This window comes from Kribbella sp. NPDC043289 (genome assembly GCF_056436705.1).
In genome coordinates this window covers 330,537-349,688 of sequence record NZ_JBWKCB010000006.1, presented here as the reverse complement: position 1 = coordinate 349,688, position 19,152 = coordinate 330,537, and the positions used below count along the sequence as shown (strand labels likewise).

At 69.3% G+C, this 19,152-nt stretch carries 22 protein-coding genes; 17 read left to right on the top strand and 5 right to left on the bottom strand.

Annotated features, from left to right (window positions below; translation table 11 throughout):
* Nucleotides 1-6: 6 nt before the first annotated feature.
* Both AC0662_RS32415 and AC0662_RS32410 read right to left on the bottom strand, forming a co-directional pair.
* Complete coding sequence (locus AC0662_RS32415) at nucleotides 7-897, bottom strand: LysR family transcriptional regulator (protein WP_478305402.1); 891 nt, start codon at nucleotides 895-897, stop codon at nucleotides 7-9.
* A 37-nt stretch (nucleotides 898-934) separates the two neighbouring features.
* Nucleotides 935-1,897 (bottom strand): quinone oxidoreductase family protein, encoded by a 963-nt coding sequence (locus AC0662_RS32410; RefSeq protein ID WP_478305400.1) that lies wholly within the window; start codon nucleotides 1,895-1,897, stop codon nucleotides 935-937.
* An 87-nt stretch (nucleotides 1,898-1,984) separates the two neighbouring features.
* Between AC0662_RS32410 and AC0662_RS32405 the strand changes: the two genes are divergently transcribed.
* The gene (locus AC0662_RS32405) at nucleotides 1,985-2,416 is read left to right on the top strand and encodes a MarR family winged helix-turn-helix transcriptional regulator (protein ID WP_452193226.1); all 432 of its coding nucleotides are present in this window, start codon (nucleotides 1,985-1,987) and stop codon (nucleotides 2,414-2,416) included.
* A gap of 4 nt (nucleotides 2,417-2,420) precedes the next feature.
* Here AC0662_RS32405 and AC0662_RS32400 read toward each other — a convergent pair whose 3' ends face one another.
* A complete protein-coding gene (locus AC0662_RS32400; RefSeq protein ID WP_452193228.1) occupies nucleotides 2,421-2,909 on the bottom strand; it encodes an inorganic diphosphatase in 489 nt (162 codons plus the stop codon).
* Between the two features lie 50 nt (nucleotides 2,910-2,959).
* Here AC0662_RS32400 and dacB point away from each other — a divergent pair, with 50 nt between their 5' ends.
* The 14 genes from dacB (at nucleotide 2,960) to AC0662_RS32330 (ending at nucleotide 15,193) form a co-directional block, all read left to right on the top strand.
* Nucleotides 2,960-4,336 carry a D-alanyl-D-alanine carboxypeptidase/D-alanyl-D-alanine endopeptidase gene (gene dacB, locus AC0662_RS32395; protein ID WP_478305398.1) on the top strand — a complete coding sequence of 459 codons (1,377 nt, stop codon included), beginning with the start codon at nucleotides 2,960-2,962 and terminating at the stop codon, nucleotides 4,334-4,336.
* Between the two features lie 202 nt (nucleotides 4,337-4,538).
* Complete coding sequence (locus tag AC0662_RS32390) at nucleotides 4,539-5,633, top strand: zinc-dependent metalloprotease (protein WP_452193232.1); 1,095 nt, start codon at nucleotides 4,539-4,541, stop codon at nucleotides 5,631-5,633.
* Nucleotides 5,634-5,670: 37 nt separating this feature from the next.
* Nucleotides 5,671-6,687 carry a tRNA lysidine(34) synthetase TilS gene (gene tilS / locus AC0662_RS32385; RefSeq protein ID WP_478305396.1) on the top strand — a complete coding sequence of 339 codons (1,017 nt, stop codon included), beginning with the start codon at nucleotides 5,671-5,673 and terminating at the stop codon, nucleotides 6,685-6,687.
* A 5-nt stretch (nucleotides 6,688-6,692) separates the two neighbouring features.
* The gene (gene hpt, locus AC0662_RS32380) at nucleotides 6,693-7,244 is read left to right on the top strand and encodes a hypoxanthine phosphoribosyltransferase (protein ID WP_452193236.1); all 552 of its coding nucleotides are present in this window, start codon (nucleotides 6,693-6,695) and stop codon (nucleotides 7,242-7,244) included.
* 174 nt (nucleotides 7,245-7,418) lie between these two features.
* Nucleotides 7,419-9,452 (top strand): ATP-dependent zinc metalloprotease FtsH, encoded by a 2,034-nt coding sequence (gene ftsH / locus AC0662_RS32375; protein ID WP_452193238.1) that lies wholly within the window; start codon nucleotides 7,419-7,421, stop codon nucleotides 9,450-9,452.
* A 111-nt stretch (nucleotides 9,453-9,563) separates the two neighbouring features.
* Complete coding sequence (gene folE, locus AC0662_RS32370) at nucleotides 9,564-10,136, top strand: GTP cyclohydrolase I FolE (RefSeq protein WP_452193240.1); 573 nt, start codon at nucleotides 9,564-9,566, stop codon at nucleotides 10,134-10,136.
* Between the two features lie 130 nt (nucleotides 10,137-10,266).
* Nucleotides 10,267-11,403: a S1 family peptidase gene (locus tag AC0662_RS32365; RefSeq protein WP_452193242.1), complete on the top strand. Its 1,137-nt coding sequence runs from the start codon at nucleotides 10,267-10,269 to the stop codon at nucleotides 11,401-11,403.
* Between the two features lie 125 nt (nucleotides 11,404-11,528).
* Nucleotides 11,529-12,326 carry a dihydropteroate synthase gene (gene folP / locus AC0662_RS32360; RefSeq protein ID WP_452193797.1) on the top strand — a complete coding sequence of 266 codons (798 nt, stop codon included), beginning with the start codon at nucleotides 11,529-11,531 and terminating at the stop codon, nucleotides 12,324-12,326.
* Entirely contained in the window at nucleotides 12,323-12,814 is a 492-nt protein-coding gene (locus AC0662_RS32355; RefSeq protein ID WP_478305394.1) for a nuclear transport factor 2 family protein, read from the top strand. The genes folP and AC0662_RS32355 overlap by 4 nt, the downstream gene beginning before the upstream one ends.
* 57 nt (nucleotides 12,815-12,871) lie before the next feature.
* Nucleotides 12,872-13,237, top strand: a complete 366-nt coding sequence (folB, locus tag AC0662_RS32350; protein WP_478305392.1) for a dihydroneopterin aldolase — start codon at nucleotides 12,872-12,874, stop codon at nucleotides 13,235-13,237.
* Nucleotides 13,230-13,787 (top strand): 2-amino-4-hydroxy-6-hydroxymethyldihydropteridine diphosphokinase, encoded by a 558-nt coding sequence (gene folK / locus AC0662_RS32345; RefSeq protein WP_478305390.1) that lies wholly within the window; start codon nucleotides 13,230-13,232, stop codon nucleotides 13,785-13,787. Before folB ends, folK begins: the two co-directional genes overlap by 8 nt.
* Nucleotides 13,788-13,789: 2 nt before the next feature.
* A complete protein-coding gene (locus AC0662_RS32340) occupies nucleotides 13,790-14,308 on the top strand; it encodes a DUF3180 domain-containing protein (protein ID WP_478305388.1) in 519 nt (172 codons plus the stop codon).
* A gap of 95 nt (nucleotides 14,309-14,403) precedes the next feature.
* Nucleotides 14,404-14,760 carry a hypothetical protein gene (locus AC0662_RS32335; RefSeq protein WP_452193252.1) on the top strand — a complete coding sequence of 119 codons (357 nt, stop codon included), beginning with the start codon at nucleotides 14,404-14,406 and terminating at the stop codon, nucleotides 14,758-14,760.
* Nucleotides 14,761-14,797: 37 nt separating this feature from the next.
* Complete coding sequence (locus AC0662_RS32330; RefSeq protein ID WP_452193254.1) at nucleotides 14,798-15,193, top strand: hypothetical protein; 396 nt, start codon at nucleotides 14,798-14,800, stop codon at nucleotides 15,191-15,193.
* 76 nt (nucleotides 15,194-15,269) lie between these two features.
* On the opposite strand, the gene AC0662_RS32325 is transcribed toward AC0662_RS32330, so the two are convergent.
* A complete protein-coding gene (locus tag AC0662_RS32325; RefSeq protein ID WP_478305386.1) occupies nucleotides 15,270-16,166 on the bottom strand; it encodes a hypothetical protein in 897 nt (298 codons plus the stop codon).
* 33 nt (nucleotides 16,167-16,199) lie between these two features.
* Nucleotides 16,200-17,090, bottom strand: a complete 891-nt coding sequence (locus AC0662_RS32320) for a hypothetical protein (protein ID WP_452193258.1) — start codon at nucleotides 17,088-17,090, stop codon at nucleotides 16,200-16,202.
* A gap of 226 nt (nucleotides 17,091-17,316) precedes the next feature.
* On the opposite strand from AC0662_RS32320, the gene AC0662_RS32315 reads away from it, so the two are divergent.
* Nucleotides 17,317-18,087: an inositol monophosphatase family protein gene (locus tag AC0662_RS32315; RefSeq protein ID WP_452193260.1), complete on the top strand. Its 771-nt coding sequence runs from the start codon at nucleotides 17,317-17,319 to the stop codon at nucleotides 18,085-18,087.
* A 107-nt stretch (nucleotides 18,088-18,194) separates the two neighbouring features.
* Entirely contained in the window at nucleotides 18,195-19,151 is a 957-nt protein-coding gene (locus tag AC0662_RS32310; RefSeq protein WP_478305383.1) for a hypothetical protein, read from the top strand.
* Nucleotide 19,152: the final 1 nt, after the last annotated feature.

The window sequence follows — 19,152 nt, the reverse complement described above, 5'->3', positions numbered from 1 at the left end:
GGAGTGTCAGTCCACCACGACTTGCTCGCTAACGACCGTTAGGCCGGGACTAACAGTCATTGCCTGGAGTACCGGATTGTTCGAGTCGGTGCGCCAGACCGCGGCGTACCGGGCGACCAACGGGCGGCCTTCGAGCGGTCGCCAGACGACCTCCGGTGTCGCGGCCCGCCGGGAGCCGAGACTGATCGCGGTCCGCCGGACGAGCAGGGCCGAGCGCAGCTGCGAATGACTCATGCTGATGTCGCTGAGCCGTACGCCGCTACCGATCCGGCGCAGCGTGTCGTCGTGGAACTCGGGCGCGGCGGACCGTGGGATCCAGATCAGCTCGAGGCCGGTCAGGTCGGACAGTGTGAGCTGAGGCCGGGCGGCGAGTGGGTGGGACGCGGTGAGCAGTACGCCGAGCTCCTCGGTGGCGAGATGCTCGGAGGTGATTGCCGGGGGCAAGGTCAGTGGCGTGCGGACCAGGCCGAGGTCGATTTCGCCGGAGACCAGCATCCGGAGCTGGTCCGCGGTAGTGCCGGCCTCCAGCGTGACGGTGCTGTTCGGGAAGCGTTCGGTGGCGAGCTGTTCGAGGGCGGCCGGGAGCGAGCCCGGGATGCCGTTCAGCAGACCGAGGCGGAGTACCGGCTCGTCCAGGCCGGCGGCCCGGCGCGTGTCCTTCAGCGCCAGGCCGGCCGCCTGGATCGTCTCCCGGGCCCGGGAGAGCAGGACCTGCCCGGCCGGGGTGAGCTCGACGCCGCGGCTGTGCCGGATCAGCAGCGTGGTCCCGATCTCACGTTCGAGCTGCTTGATCTGCTGGCTGAGGGTCGGGGTCGAGATATAGAGGCGTTCCGCGGCACGGCCGAAATGCAGCTCCTCGGCGACGCCGACGAAGTACCGCAACTGCCGAAGCTCCACGCGGCGGATTTTATCCGCGAACGCCTCACGGCGGTGGCTACGGTACGGCGATCAGCCGGCCGAGGTTGGCGCGGGCGTCGAGCGTCTCGTGGATCCGTGCGACATCCGCGAGCGGATGGGTGGCGTGCACGACCGGGCGGAGCTCGCCGGACTGCCAGCGGCGAGTGACCTCGGCGATGTCGGCGCGTGCCTCCTCGGGGCGGGCCTGCTGCCAGCCCCAGAACGAGACGCCGGTGAGCGAGCGGAGGCCGAGACCGAGCACCGGGACCGACGGGACCTCGGTGGTGATGGCGCCGTACGAGACCATCGTGCCGAGCGGTTTGACCAGGTTGAGGCCTTGGGCGAACACGGTGCCGCCGACCGCGTCCAGGACGGTGTCGACGCCGTCCGGTGCCAGCGCGCGGACCTTGGCCGGCCAGTCGGGATCGGTGAGGTCGACGGGTTCGGCGCCGAGTTCGCGGATGAACTCGAGGCGCTGCGTGGAGGACGCCGTACCGATGATCGTCTTGGGGTCGTGGGAGCGGGCGAGCTGGACCGCGAGGTGGCCGATGGTGCCGGCGGCGGACTGGATCAGGACGGTGCCGCCGGCCGGGACGTGCCCGACCTCGAGGATCCGGAGGGCGAGCGGCGCGGCCAGCGACATCATCGTGGCCTCGCCCGCGTCGGCGTCCTCGGGGACGGTTGCCAGGAAACCAGCGGCGGCGACGGCGTACTCGGCGAAGGCGTCCTCGGTGAGCGCGGAGACGCGTTGCCCGACGGCGACGTCCGGCGGGGTGTCGGGGCCGAGGTCGACGATCCGCCCGACGATGTCGCCGGTCAGGGTGCCAGGGAGCGGGCGGTCCCACGGCGAGCCGCCGCGACGGAGTACGGCGTCGATCGCGTTCGCGCCGATCGCCTCGGCCTGGATCAGGACCTGACCGGGGCCGGGCTCCGGCACGTCGACCTCGTCGACCTGCAGGACCTCGGGACCGCCGTGGCGCTGGAAGCGCACTGCGCGCATAGTGGGTACTCCATATCGTGGGTGCTAGAAATAATGGGAGATTCCCACGATATAACCAGAGGTCGAGGTTGCCAATAGAGTTGCGGGGTGAAGAAGGGGACGACGCATCGGCTGTCCGACCGGGTGCTCTGGGCACTGGGGCGGGCCAGTCAGCAGTCCCAGCGGCTGATCCGCCAGCACATGGCGGAGGCCGGTGTCCGGACGCAGCACTATCACGTGCTCGCCAGCCTGGCCGACGACGGCGAGGCGGCGCAGGCGACGGTCGCGGACCGGATCGGGTTCGACCGCAGCGATCTCGTCGGCCTGCTGGACGAGTTGGAGCAGCTGGAGTTCCTGGCGCGCCGGGTCGACCCGGCGGACCGGCGACGCAAGATCATCGCCATCACCCCGGCCGGCGAGCAGCAGCTGGAGGCGATGGACCAGCTGATCTACGCCGCCGAGGCGGACCTGCTCGAGCCGCTGACGGCGGCGGAGCGCAAGACCTTGCTGTCTCTGCTCCGCCGGCTGTCAGGCGACTGAAGGGTCAGTGCCCCTCGGACTTCAGGCGGTTGAACGAGGCGGTGATCTCGGCCTCGGCCTCCGCGCGGCCGACCCAGGTCGCGCCCTCGACGGACTTGCCGGGCTCGAGGTCCTTGTAGACCTCGAAGAAGTGCTGGATCTCGAGGCGGTCGAACTCCGGCACGTGGTGGATGTCGCGCAGGTGCTCCTGCCGCGGGTCACCGGCCGGGACGCAGAGGACCTTGTCGTCCGGGCCCTTCTCGTCGGTCATCCGGAACATGCCGATCGCGCGCGAGCGGATCAGACAGCCCGGGAAGGTCGGCTCCGGCAGCAGAACCAGCGCGTCCAGCGGGTCGCCGTCCTGGCCGAGGGTGTCCTCGATGAACCCGTAGTCGGACGGATACTGGGTCGCGGTGAACAGGGTCCGATCCAGCCGCAGACGGTTCGTCTTGTGGTCCAGCTCGTACTTGTTGCGGGTGCCCTTGGGGATCTCGATGAAGACGTCGAACTCCATACGGCAGATACTGTCACGGTTCCGACCGACCGAATGACAGGAGCAGCCCGGTGGCCCGACCTGCCCGTGCGGCATTCGTCACGCTCCTCACCACGGCGCTGTGCTGCGGCAGCCTGGTGAGCAGCGCGCGCGCCGTACCCGCATCCGTGCAGACCACCCAGCAGACCACGGCGCAGACCATGGGGCAGGCGCCCGCGGTGCTGGCACCCGCCACGACCGAGGGGGCCGCGCCGACGGCCGTCGGCGTCGCCAAGGTGCTCGCGGGGGTCCTCAAGGACCCGTCGCTCGGCACGCACCACGGGGTCTACGTGTACGACGCGTCGCGGAACAAGCCCGTGTTCTCGGTCGGGGCGACCACGCCGTACACGCCGGCCTCGACGCTGAAGCTCCTCACTACGGTGTCGGCGCTGTCGACGCTCGGGCCGGACCACACGTTCGCCACGAAGGTGGTGAGCGCCGGGAAGGGCTCGATCGTCCTCGTCGGTGGCGGTGACCCGCTGCTCGCCACCAAGCCGTCCGCGAGCGACGGCTTCCCGACCCGCGCCACGCTCCAGACCCTGGCCGCGAGTACAGCGAAGGCCCTCAAGGCGCAGGGCGTCGCCTCCGTGTCCCTGGGGTACGACGCCTCGCTGTTCACCGGACCGGCGATCAACGCGCGCTGGGAAGCCAACTACGTGCCCGAAGGCATCGCGGCTCCTACGTCGGCGCTGTGGGTCAACGAGGGCCGTACGGCGCCCGGTATGGCCAAGCGGTCGACTGCGCCGGCACAGGCCGCGGCGCTGGCGTTCCAGAAGCTGCTGACGCAGTACGGCATCAAGGTGGTTGCTACCAAGCCTGCGGTCGCGGCGGCCGCCGCTGCGCCGCTCGCGCAGGTGAAGTCGCCGACGCTCGGTCAGATCGTCGAGTACATCAACCTGCACAGCGACAACGACGGCGCCGAGGTGCTGCTGCGGCACGTCGGTATCGCGACCAAGAACGGCGGCTCGTACGTCGGCGGCGTCAAGGGTGTCCGCGCCACGCTCACCAGTCTCGGCCTGGACGTTTCCAAGGCGACGATCTACGACGGCAGCGGTCTGACGCGCGCCAACAAGGTTCCGCTCGATTTGCTGGCCGGTGCGGTCCGGGTGGCCGTGTCGAAGAGCCATCCGGAGCTGCGGCACCTGTTGACCGGGCTGCCGATCGCCGGGTTCGACGGAAGCCTCAGGGAGCGTTTCACGACCGCCGGCACCAGCACGGGCCTCGGACTGGTCCACGCGAAGACCGGGACGCTCACCGGCGTCCACAGCCTCGCTGGGTACGCCCGCGACCGCACCGGCACGCTGCTGGTGTTCGCCGTCGCCAGCGACAGCGTCCCGGTCCCGAAGACCCTCGACGCCCGCGCCGCCCTCGACCGCACCACCGCAGCCCTGGCCACCTGCGGCTGCTGAACAGGCGCGCATGTTGGGACATACCGGGCCATCTCTCCTAACCCCCCGCCTACTGCGCGGCACTCGGCGGGCACCTCGCCGCGCTGGAGCAAAGGGCACGATGAAATCCACATCGAGCCCTCCGCTCCAGCGCACCGAGGCACTCCGCCGAGCACCTGCTCGCGACGGCGGGGGATTAGGAGAGATGGCCTAGGGTCGTTGTATGAGTACGGCGGAAGGCGGGACCACGACCGAGATGGTCGACTGGCAGCTGGCGACCGGTGTGGCGCGGAAGCTGGTGCGCCCGGGGCCGGCGGTCAGCCGCGCGGAGGCGGACCAGGTGGTCGCCGAGCTGCGCCGGTTCGCGGCCGAGTCCGAGGGGCATGTCCGCGAGTTCACCGGTCTGCAGGCCACATCGGCGACCGCACCGGTCGTGATCGTGGACCGGCCGGGCTGGGTGCAGGCGAACGCGGACGGCTTCCGGACCGTGCTGCAGCCGCTGGCGGACAAGCTCCGCGAGAAGGCGAACGGGGCCGCCGGTCTGTCCTCCGCGGTCGGGTCCCGGGTGACGGGGATCGAGGCCGGTGCGCTGCTCGCGTTCCTGTCGTCCCGGGTGCTCGGGCAGTTCGACCCCTTCTACCCGGCGCAGCCCGACCCGGACCGTCCCGGTCTGACCGGTCGACTGCTGCTGGTGGCGCCGAACGTGGTGCATGTCGAGTCCGAGCTGGGCGTCGTACCGCGGGACTTCCGGCTGTGGGTGTGTCTGCACGAGGAGACGCACCGGGTGCAGTTCACCGCGGTGCCGTGGCTGCGGGACCACCTGCGCTCGGAGATCGCGCTGTTCCTGGACCAGGCCGAGCTGGACGCTTCGGCGTACGCCGCCATGTTCCGCGAGGCCGTGCAGCGGCTGGGCCGGTCGGTGCGCGGTGAGGCCGAGCTGAGTCTGGTGGACCTCATGCAGTCCCCGGAGCAGCGTGCGGTCCTGGACCGACTGACTGCGGTGATGTCGCTGCTGGAGGGCCACGCGGACTTCGTGATGGACGGTGTCGGGCCGTCGGTGATTCCGACGGTGGACGCGATCCGGTCGAAGTTCTCGTCCCGCCGGCAGAGCGGCAACCCCGTGGACCAGCTGCTGAAGCGCCTGCTCGGGCTGGACGCGAAACTGCGGCAGTACAAGGACGGAGCCGCGTTCGTACGCCGGGTGGTGGACCGCGTCGGTATGGAGGGCTTCAACCGCGTCTGGACCGGACCGAACACGCTGCCGACCAAGAACGAGATCGCGAACCCGGATGCCTGGGTTACCCGACTCCACGGCTGAGCCCGCTTCTGAGCCGGCTGGGTCGGCTGAGTCGGCTATGGAGGAGCTGGTCGAGCAGCGGCGTGGAAAGCTGCACCCCGCCGTCGCCAGGACACGTGAGGCGGTGCGAGCCACGCTGGCCGAGCTGCCGCAGGGCACGACGGTCCTGGTCGCCTGCTCGGGCGGTACCGACTCACTGGCGCTGGCAGCGGCAACGGCCTTTGAAGCGCCGAAGCTCGGTCTGCGGGCCGGTGCGGTCATCGTGGACCACGGTCTGCAACCCGACTCGGCCCATGTCGCGGAGACGGCCGCAGACCAGTGCAGGACGCTCGGACTCGACCCTGTCCACGTGCGGCAGGTGACGGTCGGCGTCGAGGGCGGTCCGGAGGCCGCTGCGCGGACAGCGCGGTACGACGCACTTCGCGACGCTGCCGATGAGCTGGGCGCAGACGTCGTACTGCTGGCTCATACGCGGGACGACCAGGCGGAGACCGTGTTGCTCGGGCTCGGACGTGGGTCCGGGGCGCGGTCGCTGGCCGGGATGGCTGCAGTGGTCGGTCTGCTGCGGCGGCCGTTCCTCGAGGTACCGCGGGCCACTACAGCCGCCGCGTGCATCGCTGGCGGGCTTCGGCCGTGGCATGACCCGCACAACGACGATCCGCAGTACACGCGGGTTCGCGTACGTCACGAAGTACTGCCGGTGCTGGAAGAGGCGCTGGGGCCTGGCGTGGTCGAGGCACTGGCCCGTACGGCGGGGCTGCTGCGCGCGGACGCGGATGCGCTCGATCAGCTCGCCGCGGACGTTGCCGAGACCGCGCTGAGCCGCGGGGAAGGTGAAGTACGCAGCGAGATCGCAGTACTCACTGACGAGCCCGCAGCGATCAGGACCCGGGTACTGCGGCAGGCCGCGCTGGAGGCGGGTTGCCGGGCCACGGACCTCACCGCCGGCCATGTGGCGTCCGTCGACGCCCTGGTGACCGGCTGGCGCGGGCAGCGCTGGATCGATCTGCCCCAAGGGATTCGCGCCATCCGCAAGGCCGGATTCATCATCCTCGGGCCGAATGTGACAGGCTGAGCGCCGTGGATGCGGCGGACATCGAGAAGGACCTGACCAAGATCCATTACACCGAGGAGCAGATCCTCGAGAAGCTGCGGGAGCTCGCAGCGCGGATCGAGGCCGATTACGAGGGCAAGGACCTGCTGCTGGTCGGCGTCCTGCGCGGCGCGGTGATGGTGATGGCCGACCTGGCCCGGTCGTTCAGCCGGCACATCGAGATGGACTGGATGGCCATCTCGTCGTACGGCTCCGGGACCAAGTCGTCGGGTGTGGTGCGGATCCAGAAGGACCTGGACACCGACATCACCAACCGGCACGTGCTGATCGTCGAGGACATCATCGACACCGGCCTCACGCTCAGCTGGCTGGTCAGTAACCTGGAGTCACGGAAACCGGCCTCGCTGGAGCTCTGCACGGCGTTCGTGAAGCCGGACGCGGCCAAGATGCAGGTCCCGGTGAAGTACGTCGGTCTGGAGCTGCCGGACGAGTTCGTCGTCGGGTACGGCCTGGACTACGCGGAGAAGTACCGGAACCTGCGGTGCGTCGCGACGCTGGCGCCGCACGTCTATTCCTGACCCGGCCTCTCGGGGCAGACTTGGTGACAGCCTGTACAACAGGTCGTACCGTCGTTCGGTGACCCTCGTGGTCGGCAGGCTTGCCCGGCACGAGACACTTGGACTGGTGTTACCGTCACAAGCCCGCAAACCCGGGCCTGCCGAGCTAGGAGGGACGGGGCCTAGGCCTCGATCATGGACGTGAAGCGCATCTTCCGCGGACCCCTGTTCTGGATCGTCGTCGCCTTCCTTGGCGTCCTGGTGATCGGGCAGCTCCTGACCGGCTCGACCGGGTACAAGTCCGAACCGACCGGCCAGGTCGTGCAGCTGATCCAGCAGGCGAAGTCGTCGAGCGACAAGACGATCAAGTCGGTGACGCTGATCGACCCCGATCAGGAGATCCGGGTCGAGAAGTCCGACGGGTCCAAGATCAAGGCCAACTGGGTGGACGGGCAGGCCGACTCGCTCGGCAGCGACCTGCAGGGGCTCTTCCAGGACGGCAAGATCCAGACCTACAACGTCGAGAACCCGAAGCCGAGCTTCATCGGCCAGGTGTTCTCCACGCTGATCCCGTTCCTGCTGATCGCGGTCGTGTTCATCTTCTTGATGAACTCGATGCAGGGCGGCGGCTCCCGGGTCATGAGCTTCGCCAAGTCCAAGGCCAAGCTGATCACCAAGGACACTCCGAAGACGACGTTCGCGGACGTCGCCGGATGTGACGAGGCGATCGAGGAGCTCGGCGAGATCAAGGAGTTCCTCCAGGAACCGGGCAAGTTCCAGGCGGTCGGCGCGAAGATCCCGAAGGGCGTGCTGCTCTACGGCCAGCCCGGTACCGGTAAGACCCTGCTGGCCCGTGCGGTCGCCGGTGAGGCCGGCGTGCCGTTCTACTCGATCTCCGGTTCGGACTTCGTCGAGATGTTCGTCGGTGTCGGTGCCTCCCGGGTCCGCGACCTGTTCGAGCAGGCCAAGACGAACGCGCCGGCGATCGTGTTCATCGACGAGATCGACGCCGTCGGCCGGCACCGTGGCGCGGGCCTCGGCGGTGGCCACGACGAGCGCGAGCAGACGCTGAACCAGCTGCTGGTCGAGATGGACGGCTTCGACGTCCGCGGCGGTGTGATCCTGATCGCGGCCACCAACCGGCCGGACGTGCTCGACCCGGCGCTGCTGCGCCCGGGCCGTTTCGACCGGCAGATCGCCGTCGACGCCCCGGACCTGCCGGGCCGGACGCAGATCCTCAAGGTGCACGCCCGCGGCAAGCCGATGGCGCAGGACGTGGACCTGACCGCGGTCGCCCGCCGGACGCCCGGTATGACCGGTGCCGACCTGGCCAACGTGCTGAACGAGGCGGCCCTGCTGACCGCCCGCTCGAACGCGCAGCTGATCGACAACCGCGCGCTGGACGAGGCCATCGACCGCGTGATCGCCGGTCCGCAGCGGCGTACCCGCCTGATGTCGGACAAGGAGAAGGTGCTCACCGCGTACCACGAGGGTGGGCACGCGCTGGTCGCCGCGGCGCTGCCGCACTCCGACCCGGTGCAGAAGGTGACGATCCTGCCGCGTGGCCGCGCGCTCGGCTACACGATGGTGATGCCGGACGAGGACAAGTACTCGACCACCCGGTCGGAGATGCTGGACAAGCTGGCCTACATGCTCGGTGGCCGCGCCGCCGAGGAGATGGTCTTCCACGACCCGACCACGGGTGCCAGCAACGACATCGAGAAGGCGACGGCGCTCGCCCGGGCCATGGTCACGCAGTACGGCATGACCGAGCGGCTCGGTGCGATCAAGTTCGGCCAGGAGAGCGCCGAGCCGTTCCTCGGCCGCGACATCGGTAGCCAGCGGAACTACTCCGAGGAGATCGCGGCCGCGGTCGACGAAGAGGTCGGCAAGCTGATCCTGAACGCGCACCAGGAGGCCTTCGACATCCTGGTCGAGAACCGCGCGGTCCTGGACCACCTGGTCGAGGAGCTGCTGGAGAAGGAGACCCTGGACAAGCACCAGATCGCCCGCGTGTTCACGCCGGTGGTCAAGCGCGAGCGGCGGCCGGCCTGGACCGGCTCGTCCACCCGGGTCCCGTCCGACCAGCCGCCGGTGATGCCGATCCCGACCCGCGCGGAGCAGAACGGTTCGCTGTCCGACGTACTGCCCGGTGGTTCCGTCGGCCCGGACGAGGCGATCCGCCCGCCGGACTACGGCAGCGGCCCGACGCCGCCGACCAACCAGTGAGCCCAGAAGTGCGCTGAGACTCCAGGAAACGCCGCCACCCGGACGGGTGGCGGCGTTTTCGTTTTGCCGCCGGGTAGCGTTCCAGTGCCGCTGTCGGGAGGAGATCCGGGAATGACGTCACCGAAGTTCGACCACGCACGGGCCGAGAAGGCGGTCCGCGAGTTGCTGCTGGCGATCGGCGAGGACCCGGACCGCGAGGGCCTGCTGGACACGCCCGCCCGGGTGGCCCGGATGTACGCCGAGATCACCGCCGGCCTGGGACAGCGGGCGGAGGACGTGCTGACGACCACGTTCGCGCTCGAGCACGACGAGATGGTGCTCGTGAAGGACATCGAGGTCTGGAGCGTCTGCGAGCACCACCTGGTCCCGTTCACCGGTGTCGCGCACGTCGGGTACATCCCGAGCCGGGACGGCCGGATCACCGGGCTGTCGAAGCTCGCCCGGCTGGTGGACGTGTACGCGAAACGGCCGCAGGTCCAGGAGCGGCTGACCACACAGATCGCCGAGTCCCTGGTCGAGATCCTCCAGCCGCGCGGCGTGATCGTGGTGATCGAGTGCGAGCACCTCTGTATGACGATGCGCGGCGTCCGGAAACCGGGCGCGAAGACGATCACCTCGGCGGTCCGCGGCCAGCTCCGGAACCCGGTCACCCGCGCGGAGGCGATGAGCCTGATCGTCGGCTGAGCCGTAGCTCGCGGGTCGCCACGTTCGTTGAGTTTAAAAGTCCAGCCCTATGGACATTCTGTCGCTGAACGTTTACTTTCCGTAGTGGTGCTTGGCCAACGGGGACCAGGTGCCGGTGTGAGGAGGACAGATGTCAGGGCGTTTCCGGGTCGGCGCCGCACTCGCCGGGGTCGTCGTCCTGACGACCGCCGGGCTGGTCGCGGCGAACTGGGCCACCGCGGACACGCGAGCCAAGAACGGCCCGCAGACGACCACCAAGGCGGACACGAAACCGCTGGTCCCGGACACCCTCGACGCGCAGCTCGGATCCGATTCGGGTGTCGTCGGCAGCTACTACGACGACGCCGGGCAACTGGTCGTCGCGGTGTCCGACCTGTCCGCGGCCGCGCTGGTCCGGCAGATCGGCGCGGTCCCGCGCCTGGTCAAGTTCACCGCGAAGCAGCTGAACGCCGTCCAGAACCAGCTGAACAAGCTGGCCCTGACGTCCAGCGCCGGCAAGGTCCGGTCCTGGTACGTCGACCCGATCTCCGGGACCGTGGTGGTCACGGTGCCGAAGAACGCCCGCGACTCGATCACCGAGCGGTTCCTGGCCCGGGCGGTGGCCAACGGCGACCGTGTGACGGTGCGCCCGGCGGCCGGCACGATCCGCCCGACCGCGGACGACTTCGGCCTGCGCGGCGGCCTCCAGGTCGACAAGAACACCGGGTACACCTGCTCGCTCGGGTTCAACGCCCGGACCCGCAAGGGCAACCGGATCTTCCTGACCGCCGGCCACTGCACCTCGGGCAAGCCGTCGTTCTCGCGGAACGGGTACGTCCTCGGCAACACCTACACCTCGAACTTCCCGGGCCACGACTTCGGCTCCGTCGGCGTCATCGACGGCTGGGACCAGCAGGGGTACGTCGAGGGCTGGGGCTCCGGCAACGTCGCGGTCAAGGGGATCGGCGACGCCACGATCGGCTCGACCCTGTGCAAGTCCGGGAAGAGCACCGGCTGGACCTGCGGCCGGATCGTCGCCCGGGACGTGACCGTGAACTACGGCAACAACCGCGTGGTCCGCGGCCTGTTCCAGCACACCGCGTGCGTCGAGGCGGGTGACTCCGGTGGCGCGAACATGACCGGGAACACCGCCCAGGGCATCACCAGCGGCGCGGCGCTGATCAACGGGCAGTGCCTGGAGAAGTCCGGCCGGACCAACGAGTCGTACTCACAGCCGATCGGCGAGGTACTGCGCTCCACCGAGTCCCGCCTGGTCCTCGCGAACTGACCCCGGCGGCCGCCCGATCGGCGGCTGGTTGCCCGGCTGGGGGCGGGGGCTACTACGGTGTGTGGGTGAGAACTCAGTCGTGGAGTCACGTGGACGGGCTGCCGGTGCTGGACCGGTGCCTCGTCATGGGTGTCGTGAACGTGACGCCGGACTCGTTCTCGGACGGCGGCGAATGGTTCGAGCCGAGCGCCGCGATCAAGCACGGCCGGGAGCTGCTGGCCGAAGGCGCCGACCTTCTCGACGTGGGTGGTGAGTCGACCCGCCCAGGCGCCGCGCGGCCCTCGCAGGAGGAGGAGATCCGGCGCGTGCTGCCGGTGGTCGAGACGCTGGCCGCCGAAGGCGCGATCATCTCCGTCGACACGATGCGGTCGCAGGTCGCCGCGCTGGCCCTCGACGCCGGCGCCACGATGATCAACGACGTGTCCGGCGGGCAGTCCGACCCGGACATGCTCCCGCTGGTCGCCGAGCGCCGGACGCCGTACCTGTGCATGCACTGGCGGGGGCACTCGATCGACATGCAGAACCGCGCGGAGTACGTCGACGTGGTCGCCGAGGTGATCGCCGAACTGGCCGAACGCCTCGAGGTGATCAGCCAGGCCGGCATCGATCTGAACCGGGTCGCCGTCGATCCCGGGCTCGGTTTCGCGAAGAACGCGGACCACAACTGGGAGATTCTCCGGCGGTTGCGGGAATTCGCCGTACTGGAAAGACCGTTACTGATCGGTGCGTCCCGCAAGACGTTCCTCGGTAGGCTGCTCGCCGACGAGCAGACCGGTGAACTACGGCCGGCCGTACGACGAGACGACGCGAGTGTGGCTGTTTCCGCCCTGGCCGCCGCAGCGGGTGCCTGGTGTGTCCGGGCACACGTGGTGGCGCCGAACGCGGACGCGGTCCGCGTGGCGAAGAGATGGGGAACTGTATGACGGACGGACCGCGGCAGGGCGCGGGAGCCGGGTCCGACGGTGCGCCGAAGCGTCCCGCCGGTGCCACGGTGGAGGACGTCGTACTGAACGCCAACACCGCGTTCTACAACGCCTTCGAGGCCGGCGACCTGGACCTGATGGCGGCCGTCTGGCTGCCGGAGCCCGACCCGGTCTGCATCCACCCCGGCAACGCCGCGATCTCCGGGTACGCCGAGATGATGCGGGCCTGGGCGATGATCTTCGCGAACACGCCGTACATCCAGTTCTTCCTCACCGACGTGCAGGTGCGGGTGGATGACGACGTGGCGTACGTCACGTGTACGGAGAATGTCCTGTCGTCGGGCGAGGGTGCTCCCGAAGAAGGATTCGCAGGTGGCAAGGCGCTCGCGACGAACGTTTTCCGCCGAACTTCTGCCGGTTGGCGGTTGTGGATCCACCATGCCTCCCCGGTACTGTCGTCTGGGGGCCGACAGGAGGAGGCGCCGTGAGCGAGCGGAGCGAGGTCACCATCAAGAAGGTGCGGGGCCGTGATATCTCCTCCTGACGTGATCGAGATCCTTGGCATCCGCGGGTTCGGGCGCCACGGAGTGTTCGATCACGAGCGGGCCGACGGGCAGGAGTTCGTCGTGGACGTCCGGCTGGAGCTGGACACCCGGTCCGCCGCGGCCTCCGACGACCTGGCCGACACCGTGAACTACGGGGTGGTGGCCGAGCAGGTGCACAAGGCGATCGAGACCGATTCCGTGAACCTGATCGAGACCCTCGCCCAGCGCATCGCCGATCTCTGTCTCGCCGACGAGCGAGTGACAGCGACGGCCGTGACCATCCACAAACCCTCGGCGCCGATCTCGGTGCCGTTCGACGACGTTGTCCTGACCGTGCAGCGCAGAGCCGGAGATTCCCGTGACTGAGACCCCTAGTCCCCACGTCATCGACGCTGACACCCTGAGCGGTGGCCTGAAGCCGATCCGCCAGATGATCTTGTCGATCGGCAGTAATCTCGGCGACCGTGAGGCGAACCTGCAGGGCGCGGTCGACGCGCTGCGGGACACCCCGGACGTCGTCGTGGTCGAGGTGTCGCCGGTGTACGAGACCCAACCGGTCGGCGGCCCGGACGAGTCCGGCCCGTACCTGAACATCGTGCTGCTCGCCGACACCACGCTGGCCGTCGACCTGCTCCTCGAGCGCGCGCACGCGGTCGAGGAGGCGTTCGGCCGGGAGCGCAGCGTGCCGGGCGCGCCGCGGACCCTGGACATCGACCTGATCACCTACGGGCAGAAGACGATCGAGTCCGAGGAGCTGACGATCCCGCACCCGCGGGCACATGAGCGCGCGTTCGTGCTGGCGCCGTGGCTGGACATCGAGCGGGACGCCGTACTGGTGGGCCACGGTCCGGTCGCGGAGCTGCTCGCGAAGGTCGGCACCGAGGGCGTGACCAAGCTCGACGTCGAGTTGCAGTAGTGGTGTCCGGCGGTACCGAGCCCGGCCGGGCGCCCGGGGACAAGCAGGAGCCGCCCCGCCCGGGCTCGGTGCGGCCGACGTCGCGCCGGCTGCTGGTCGCGATCGCCGTCCTCGGCATCGCCGTCGGCGTGACGATCGTCCAGGTGATCGAGTCCGGTGGCGGCGTCGCGCCGGCGGTGTCCTGGCTGACGCTGGTCGCCTGGGCGTTCCTCGCCGCGCTGCTGTTCGCCGCGGCCCGCAACACCCACCAGCGGATCCAGGTACGGCGGGAACGCGTCGAGGCGTCCCGTGCGGTGTTCCTGTTGATGATCGGAAAAGCCAGCGCTTTCGTCGGCGCGTTGTGCACCGGTGTTTACGCAGGGTTCGCGTTAAGCTTCCTGCGAGCGATGGGGTCCACCGGGCCTCGTAACCGTGTGCTCATGGCCGGTGCCGCGGCCGTGATCTCTGTGCTGGTCGTCACGGCCGGATTGTTGCTCGAACGTGCGTGTCGGATTCCCGAGGACCCCGACGAGACCCCCTAACATGACGACCCATGGGGTCAAGGGGTAGCCGCCGTCGAACCAGGACCACAGTTCTCACCGTTGCCAACGGTCTGTTGATCGTTGTCTGCCTGGGCGTGAGTATCGCGCTCTTCTCGCAGAATGCCTGGATTCTCCGGGCCGCCGCCGGGGGTGCTGTCCTGGTCGCGATCGCTGCCTCGGTGCTGTTCCGGCACCAGTTGCTGGTCGAGCGGCTGGCGCACTCCGACGAGCGCGCCCAGGTCGCCCAGGAGTACTCGCGGATCACCAGCGCGCGCGTCGTCGAGAACGCGGAGTTCGTCGACCTGATGCAGCGCCGGCTGGACAAGATCGATCAGCGCCTGGACAAGATCGACGAGGAGGTCGCGACCGTGGTCGCGGCCGGCGACAAACACTCCCAGGCCGACGCGCCGACCGTCGTGGACCTCAAGCTGCGAGGCCTGGCCGCATCCTGACGTCCCGTCCCATACTGCGGTGTGGGAGGGATGACGTATGGGGCTGGATGCGAACTATCCGGCCGTGACGATGAACAACCCGAGTGGGCACGTCACGGTCTACAACGAGGACCATCTGCCGATCGGGCAACTCGGGCCGTCGCCGTTCGAATCACCGTCGGTGAACGTCACCTGCAAACGCAGGGCCTGGGACGATCTCTACTGGTACCGGCTGCTGAATCCCGAGGGTTTCCCGTTCCCGGCCGACGAGGCGTATGTCTCCGCCGACGAGACCCACGAGTTGCACCCGGAGCAGCCGTACCCGATCCCGGAGTGCGCGAGCGGCTGTCCGATCAAGATCGGGCAGGCGGTGGGGGCCGGCGTGCTGGCGATCGGATCTGTCGCCGCGGCGGCCGCTTGGCGCCGTAAGCGCCGTACCTTGGGCACCGCCTGATCGGCGGGTGCGCTGTCAGGTTGGATCGGGTGCCGACGACCCGGGACAGGATCGTCGGCACCCGGACAAGAGCGGGCTACTGGCCGTAACCCTTCGCGGTCCAGCCGAGCGAACCGAGCGAGCCGCCCTTCATGTCGGTCGCGACACCGTCGGACTTGTTGGCGTCGAAGTGCGCCGACGCCCTGCCGTCCGCGGTGATCGCGAGCAGCGGCCGGCCGTTCGGGTGCGCCGTACAGAAACCGGTGCTCAGGCTGGTGAACGAGGCCCAGCCGCTCGAGCGCAGCGTCTTGCCGGTGATCTTGCCGGTGGCCCGGTTGATCGACCACTCCCTGAGTTCACCGTTGCTCCGGGTGCCGATCAGGACGTCGGCGGTGTTGCTGCCGGTTCCCCGGGTGCCTTCGTGGGTCAGCGTGTTGACCGTGTCCCAGCCGGTGGTGGCGAGCTTCACCGGCGCCGAGTACGTGAAGACGCCGTCGACGTATTTCTCCTTGTACCGGTAGAGCGTGCTGCCGGCCACCCGGAACAGGTAGGGCGAGCCCGTGGCGAGGATCCGGGTACCGGCGAAACCGTTGGTGAGGTGACTGGCGCTCATGGTCCGCATCTTCCAGGTGCCGTCCGCGTCCTTGTACAGCTCGCGGCTCACCTTGAACAACCAGCCACTGGTCGGGTGCGCCGCGATCTCGGTGGTGCGGACGGTGGTGTCGTCGCCGGCCGCGCCGAGTTGCTGGTACGCCGACGGCACCCAGGGGAGCGTGTCGCCGAAGGTCTCGGTGGTGCTGGTCTTGCCTCCGTCGAAGGAGTAGGTGAGTCGCTGCCCGTCGGCGCGGTACGCGGTGGTCGATACCTTGCAGTCGGCGGGGACGTCGCCGATCGCGGCGGTGGCCGGGCGGGCAGTTCCGGCGATCGCGGTCACGGCGAGACCGGTCGCGGCGACGGCCAGCGCGGTGGCGCCGGCCAGGATGGATTTACGCATGGGGGAATCTCCAGAGGATCGGGGGTTGGCTGTTCAGTAGGTCTTTTCGGTCCAGCCGAGGGAGCCGAGCGAGCCGCCCTTGATGTCGGTGCCCTTGCCGTCCTTGGCGTTCGCGTCGAAATGCACCGAGGCCCGGCCGACGGCGGTGATGCCGAGTAGCGCGCCACCGTTCGGGTGCGAGTTGCAGAAACCGATGTTCAGGCTGGTGAAAGGCGCCCAGCCGGAGTCGCGGAGGACGGACGAGGTGATCTTCACCGGCGTGGTCTCGGAGATCCGCCACTCCTTGAGTTGCCCGTTGGTCTTGGTGCCGACCAGCACGTGCACCGGGGCGGCAGCGGTTCCGCCGGTGCGCCGGTACTTCAGGGTGGTGACGGTGTCCCAGGCGTCGCCCGGCATCTTCACCTGCGTGGAGACGACCGGCTCGTTGGCGTAGTTCACCGTGAACCGGTACAGCGACTTGCCCACGACGCGGTAGTAGTAAAGGCCCGGTCCGCTGACGAGGATCCCGGTCCCGGCGAACCCGGAGGCCAAGCGCTTCGTGGTGACCTCGGTGACCCGCATCTCGCCGTCGATGCGCTGGCCGACGCGGTGCACCCGGTAGAGATAGCCGTCGGTCGGATGCGTGATCAGGCTGCTGCTGGTGAACGATTCGTCGCCACCGGCATCGCCGGCCTCCGCGAGGGCGGTCGGCACCCAGTCGAGTGTGTCGCCGGGCAGGGCTTCGGTGCTGGTCTTGCCGCCGACGTACCTGTAGCGGAGACGCTGTCCGTCGGAGCGGTAGGCCGTGGCGCTGGCCTGGCAGTCGGCCGGTACGTCGCCGAGCGCCGCAGTGGCTGGGCGAGCGGTGCCGACGACTGTGGTCACGGCGAGACCGGTCGCGGCCACGGCCAGCGCCAGCGCGCCGGCCAGGATGGGCTTACGCATCGAGTGATTCCTCCAGGAAGGGTGGGGGGCTGCGGCCGGTTGCTACAGGAGCGCCGGACCGCGATCCGAGCGTAGGAACGGCGACCGCCGTGGCTCTGCCCGTACTTCACCCGCACTTCACCGGTACTGCGCGTGGACTGTTCCCGTGCTGAGCTTGCGCTTGGGCGGGTCTCCGCAGATCGAGATCCTCCGGTCAGCGGGGACGCCGGTCGCGTAGGTTCGGGGTGTGGATCTCGCGAAGCTGTTGAAGGTTGCCGGTGCCGCTGTCGAGCGTGGGCGGGCGGTGACCGAGTCGCGCGCGCCGGGGGAGCTGACGTCGAAGGGCGACCGCGACATGGCCTCCGAGGTGGATTTCGCCGTGGAGCGCGAGGTACGGGCGTTCCTCGAGCGCGAGACCCCCGAGATCGGGGTGCTCGGCGAGGAGGAGGGCGGCGCGACCGACGGCACGCGCTGGGTGCTCGATCCGATCGACGGGACGGTGAACTTCATCCACGGCGTACCGCTGTGGGGCATCTCGCTGGGGCTGATCCACGAGGGGCGCGCGGTCGCGGGAGTGATCGACCACCCGGCGCTCGGGACGACGTACGCCGCCGCCGAGGGACTGGGCGCAACCTGCAACGGCAAGCCGATCCGGGGCAGCGAGTGCACCGACCTGACCGAGGCCTTGGTTGCCGTCGGCGACTATGCGGTCGGCCCCGACGCCGAGCAGGCGAACGCCGAACGCCTCGCGCTGACCCAGCGCCTCTACCCGCGCGTGCAACGCCTCCGGATGATCGGCACGGCCGCCACCGCCCTGACCTGGACGGCCAACGGCTACTTCGACGCGATGATCATGTTCTCGAACAAACCCTGGGACACCATGGCCGGCGTAGCCATCTGCCGCGAAGCCGGTGTCACCGTCCTCGACCTAGACGGCACCAACCACACCCCCGACTCCCGCGGCGTCTTCGCAGTAGCCACCGCCCTCCGAGAACCCCTCCAGGAGCTCCTCGGCTGACCTAGCAGCTGGGAAACTTCTGGCCACTATCCGCCCCTTTCTTTCCCAACCACCGCTTGTCCACAGGCATCCGGCGGCGGACGCGGGAATCCGTCATGCTGTCGCGGATGGATTGGTGGTGGCGGCAACAGCTCGCGGACGAGGGGCTCGAGGTACTGATTCACGAGCAGCGCCGAGTGGTGTCCCGGGTGCAGTTGCTGGCGGCCGGGCGGTCCGTCGACGACGTACGCCGCAAACTCCGCAACCGCCGGTGGCAGACCGTCCATCCCGGTGTCTACGTGACCCACACCGGACCGATCGGGTACGACGAACACCTCGTCGCGGCGCTGCTCTATGCGGGACCGCAGGCGGCGTGGAGCCATTACACGGCCGCGGAACAGACCGGTCTGATCAAGCCTGACCGACAACGCCGTGTGTACGTGAGCATCCCGTGGAGTCGGCGTGTTCGCGCTCGCCCGAATCTTGTGATCACCCGGGACTCGCACTGGGAGGACCGGTTGGCCACGGTGATCCCACCACGGAGCCGGCCGGCCGAGGCCGTGCTGGAGATCGTCGGCATCTCCGAGTCGCTGGACGCTGCGGCCGCGGTCGTCGCGGAGGCTTGCCAGAGCGGCAGGGTGACGCCAGCCGAGATCCTGACCGCGCTCGCCACCCGCCCCCAGCTCCGCCATCGGGCCGCGCTGCGGCCGATTCTCGCGGACGTCGCGCAGGGGACTCATTCCTTGCTCGAGCTGCGGTACCTGCGTGGGGTCGAGCGAGCGCACGGGTTGCCTCGCGGGCAGCGGCAGCGGGCGGTCGACGGCGAATACACCGACGTGGCCTACCCGCCGTACGGGCTGGTGGTCGAGCTGGACGGGCGTCTGCACTTCGCGCCGCGGCAGCGGTGGCGGGACCTCGATCGCGACAATCGCGCCGTGCTGCGGTCGGAGGCGACGTTGCGGTACGGGTGGCTCGACGTCACGGGGCGTCCGTGCGCGGCCGCCGTACAGGTGCTGCGGGTGATGCGCCGCAGCGAGCCGTCGCTCGGCGCCCGCCCGTGCGGCCCGGCCTGTCCCGTTCGTTGAC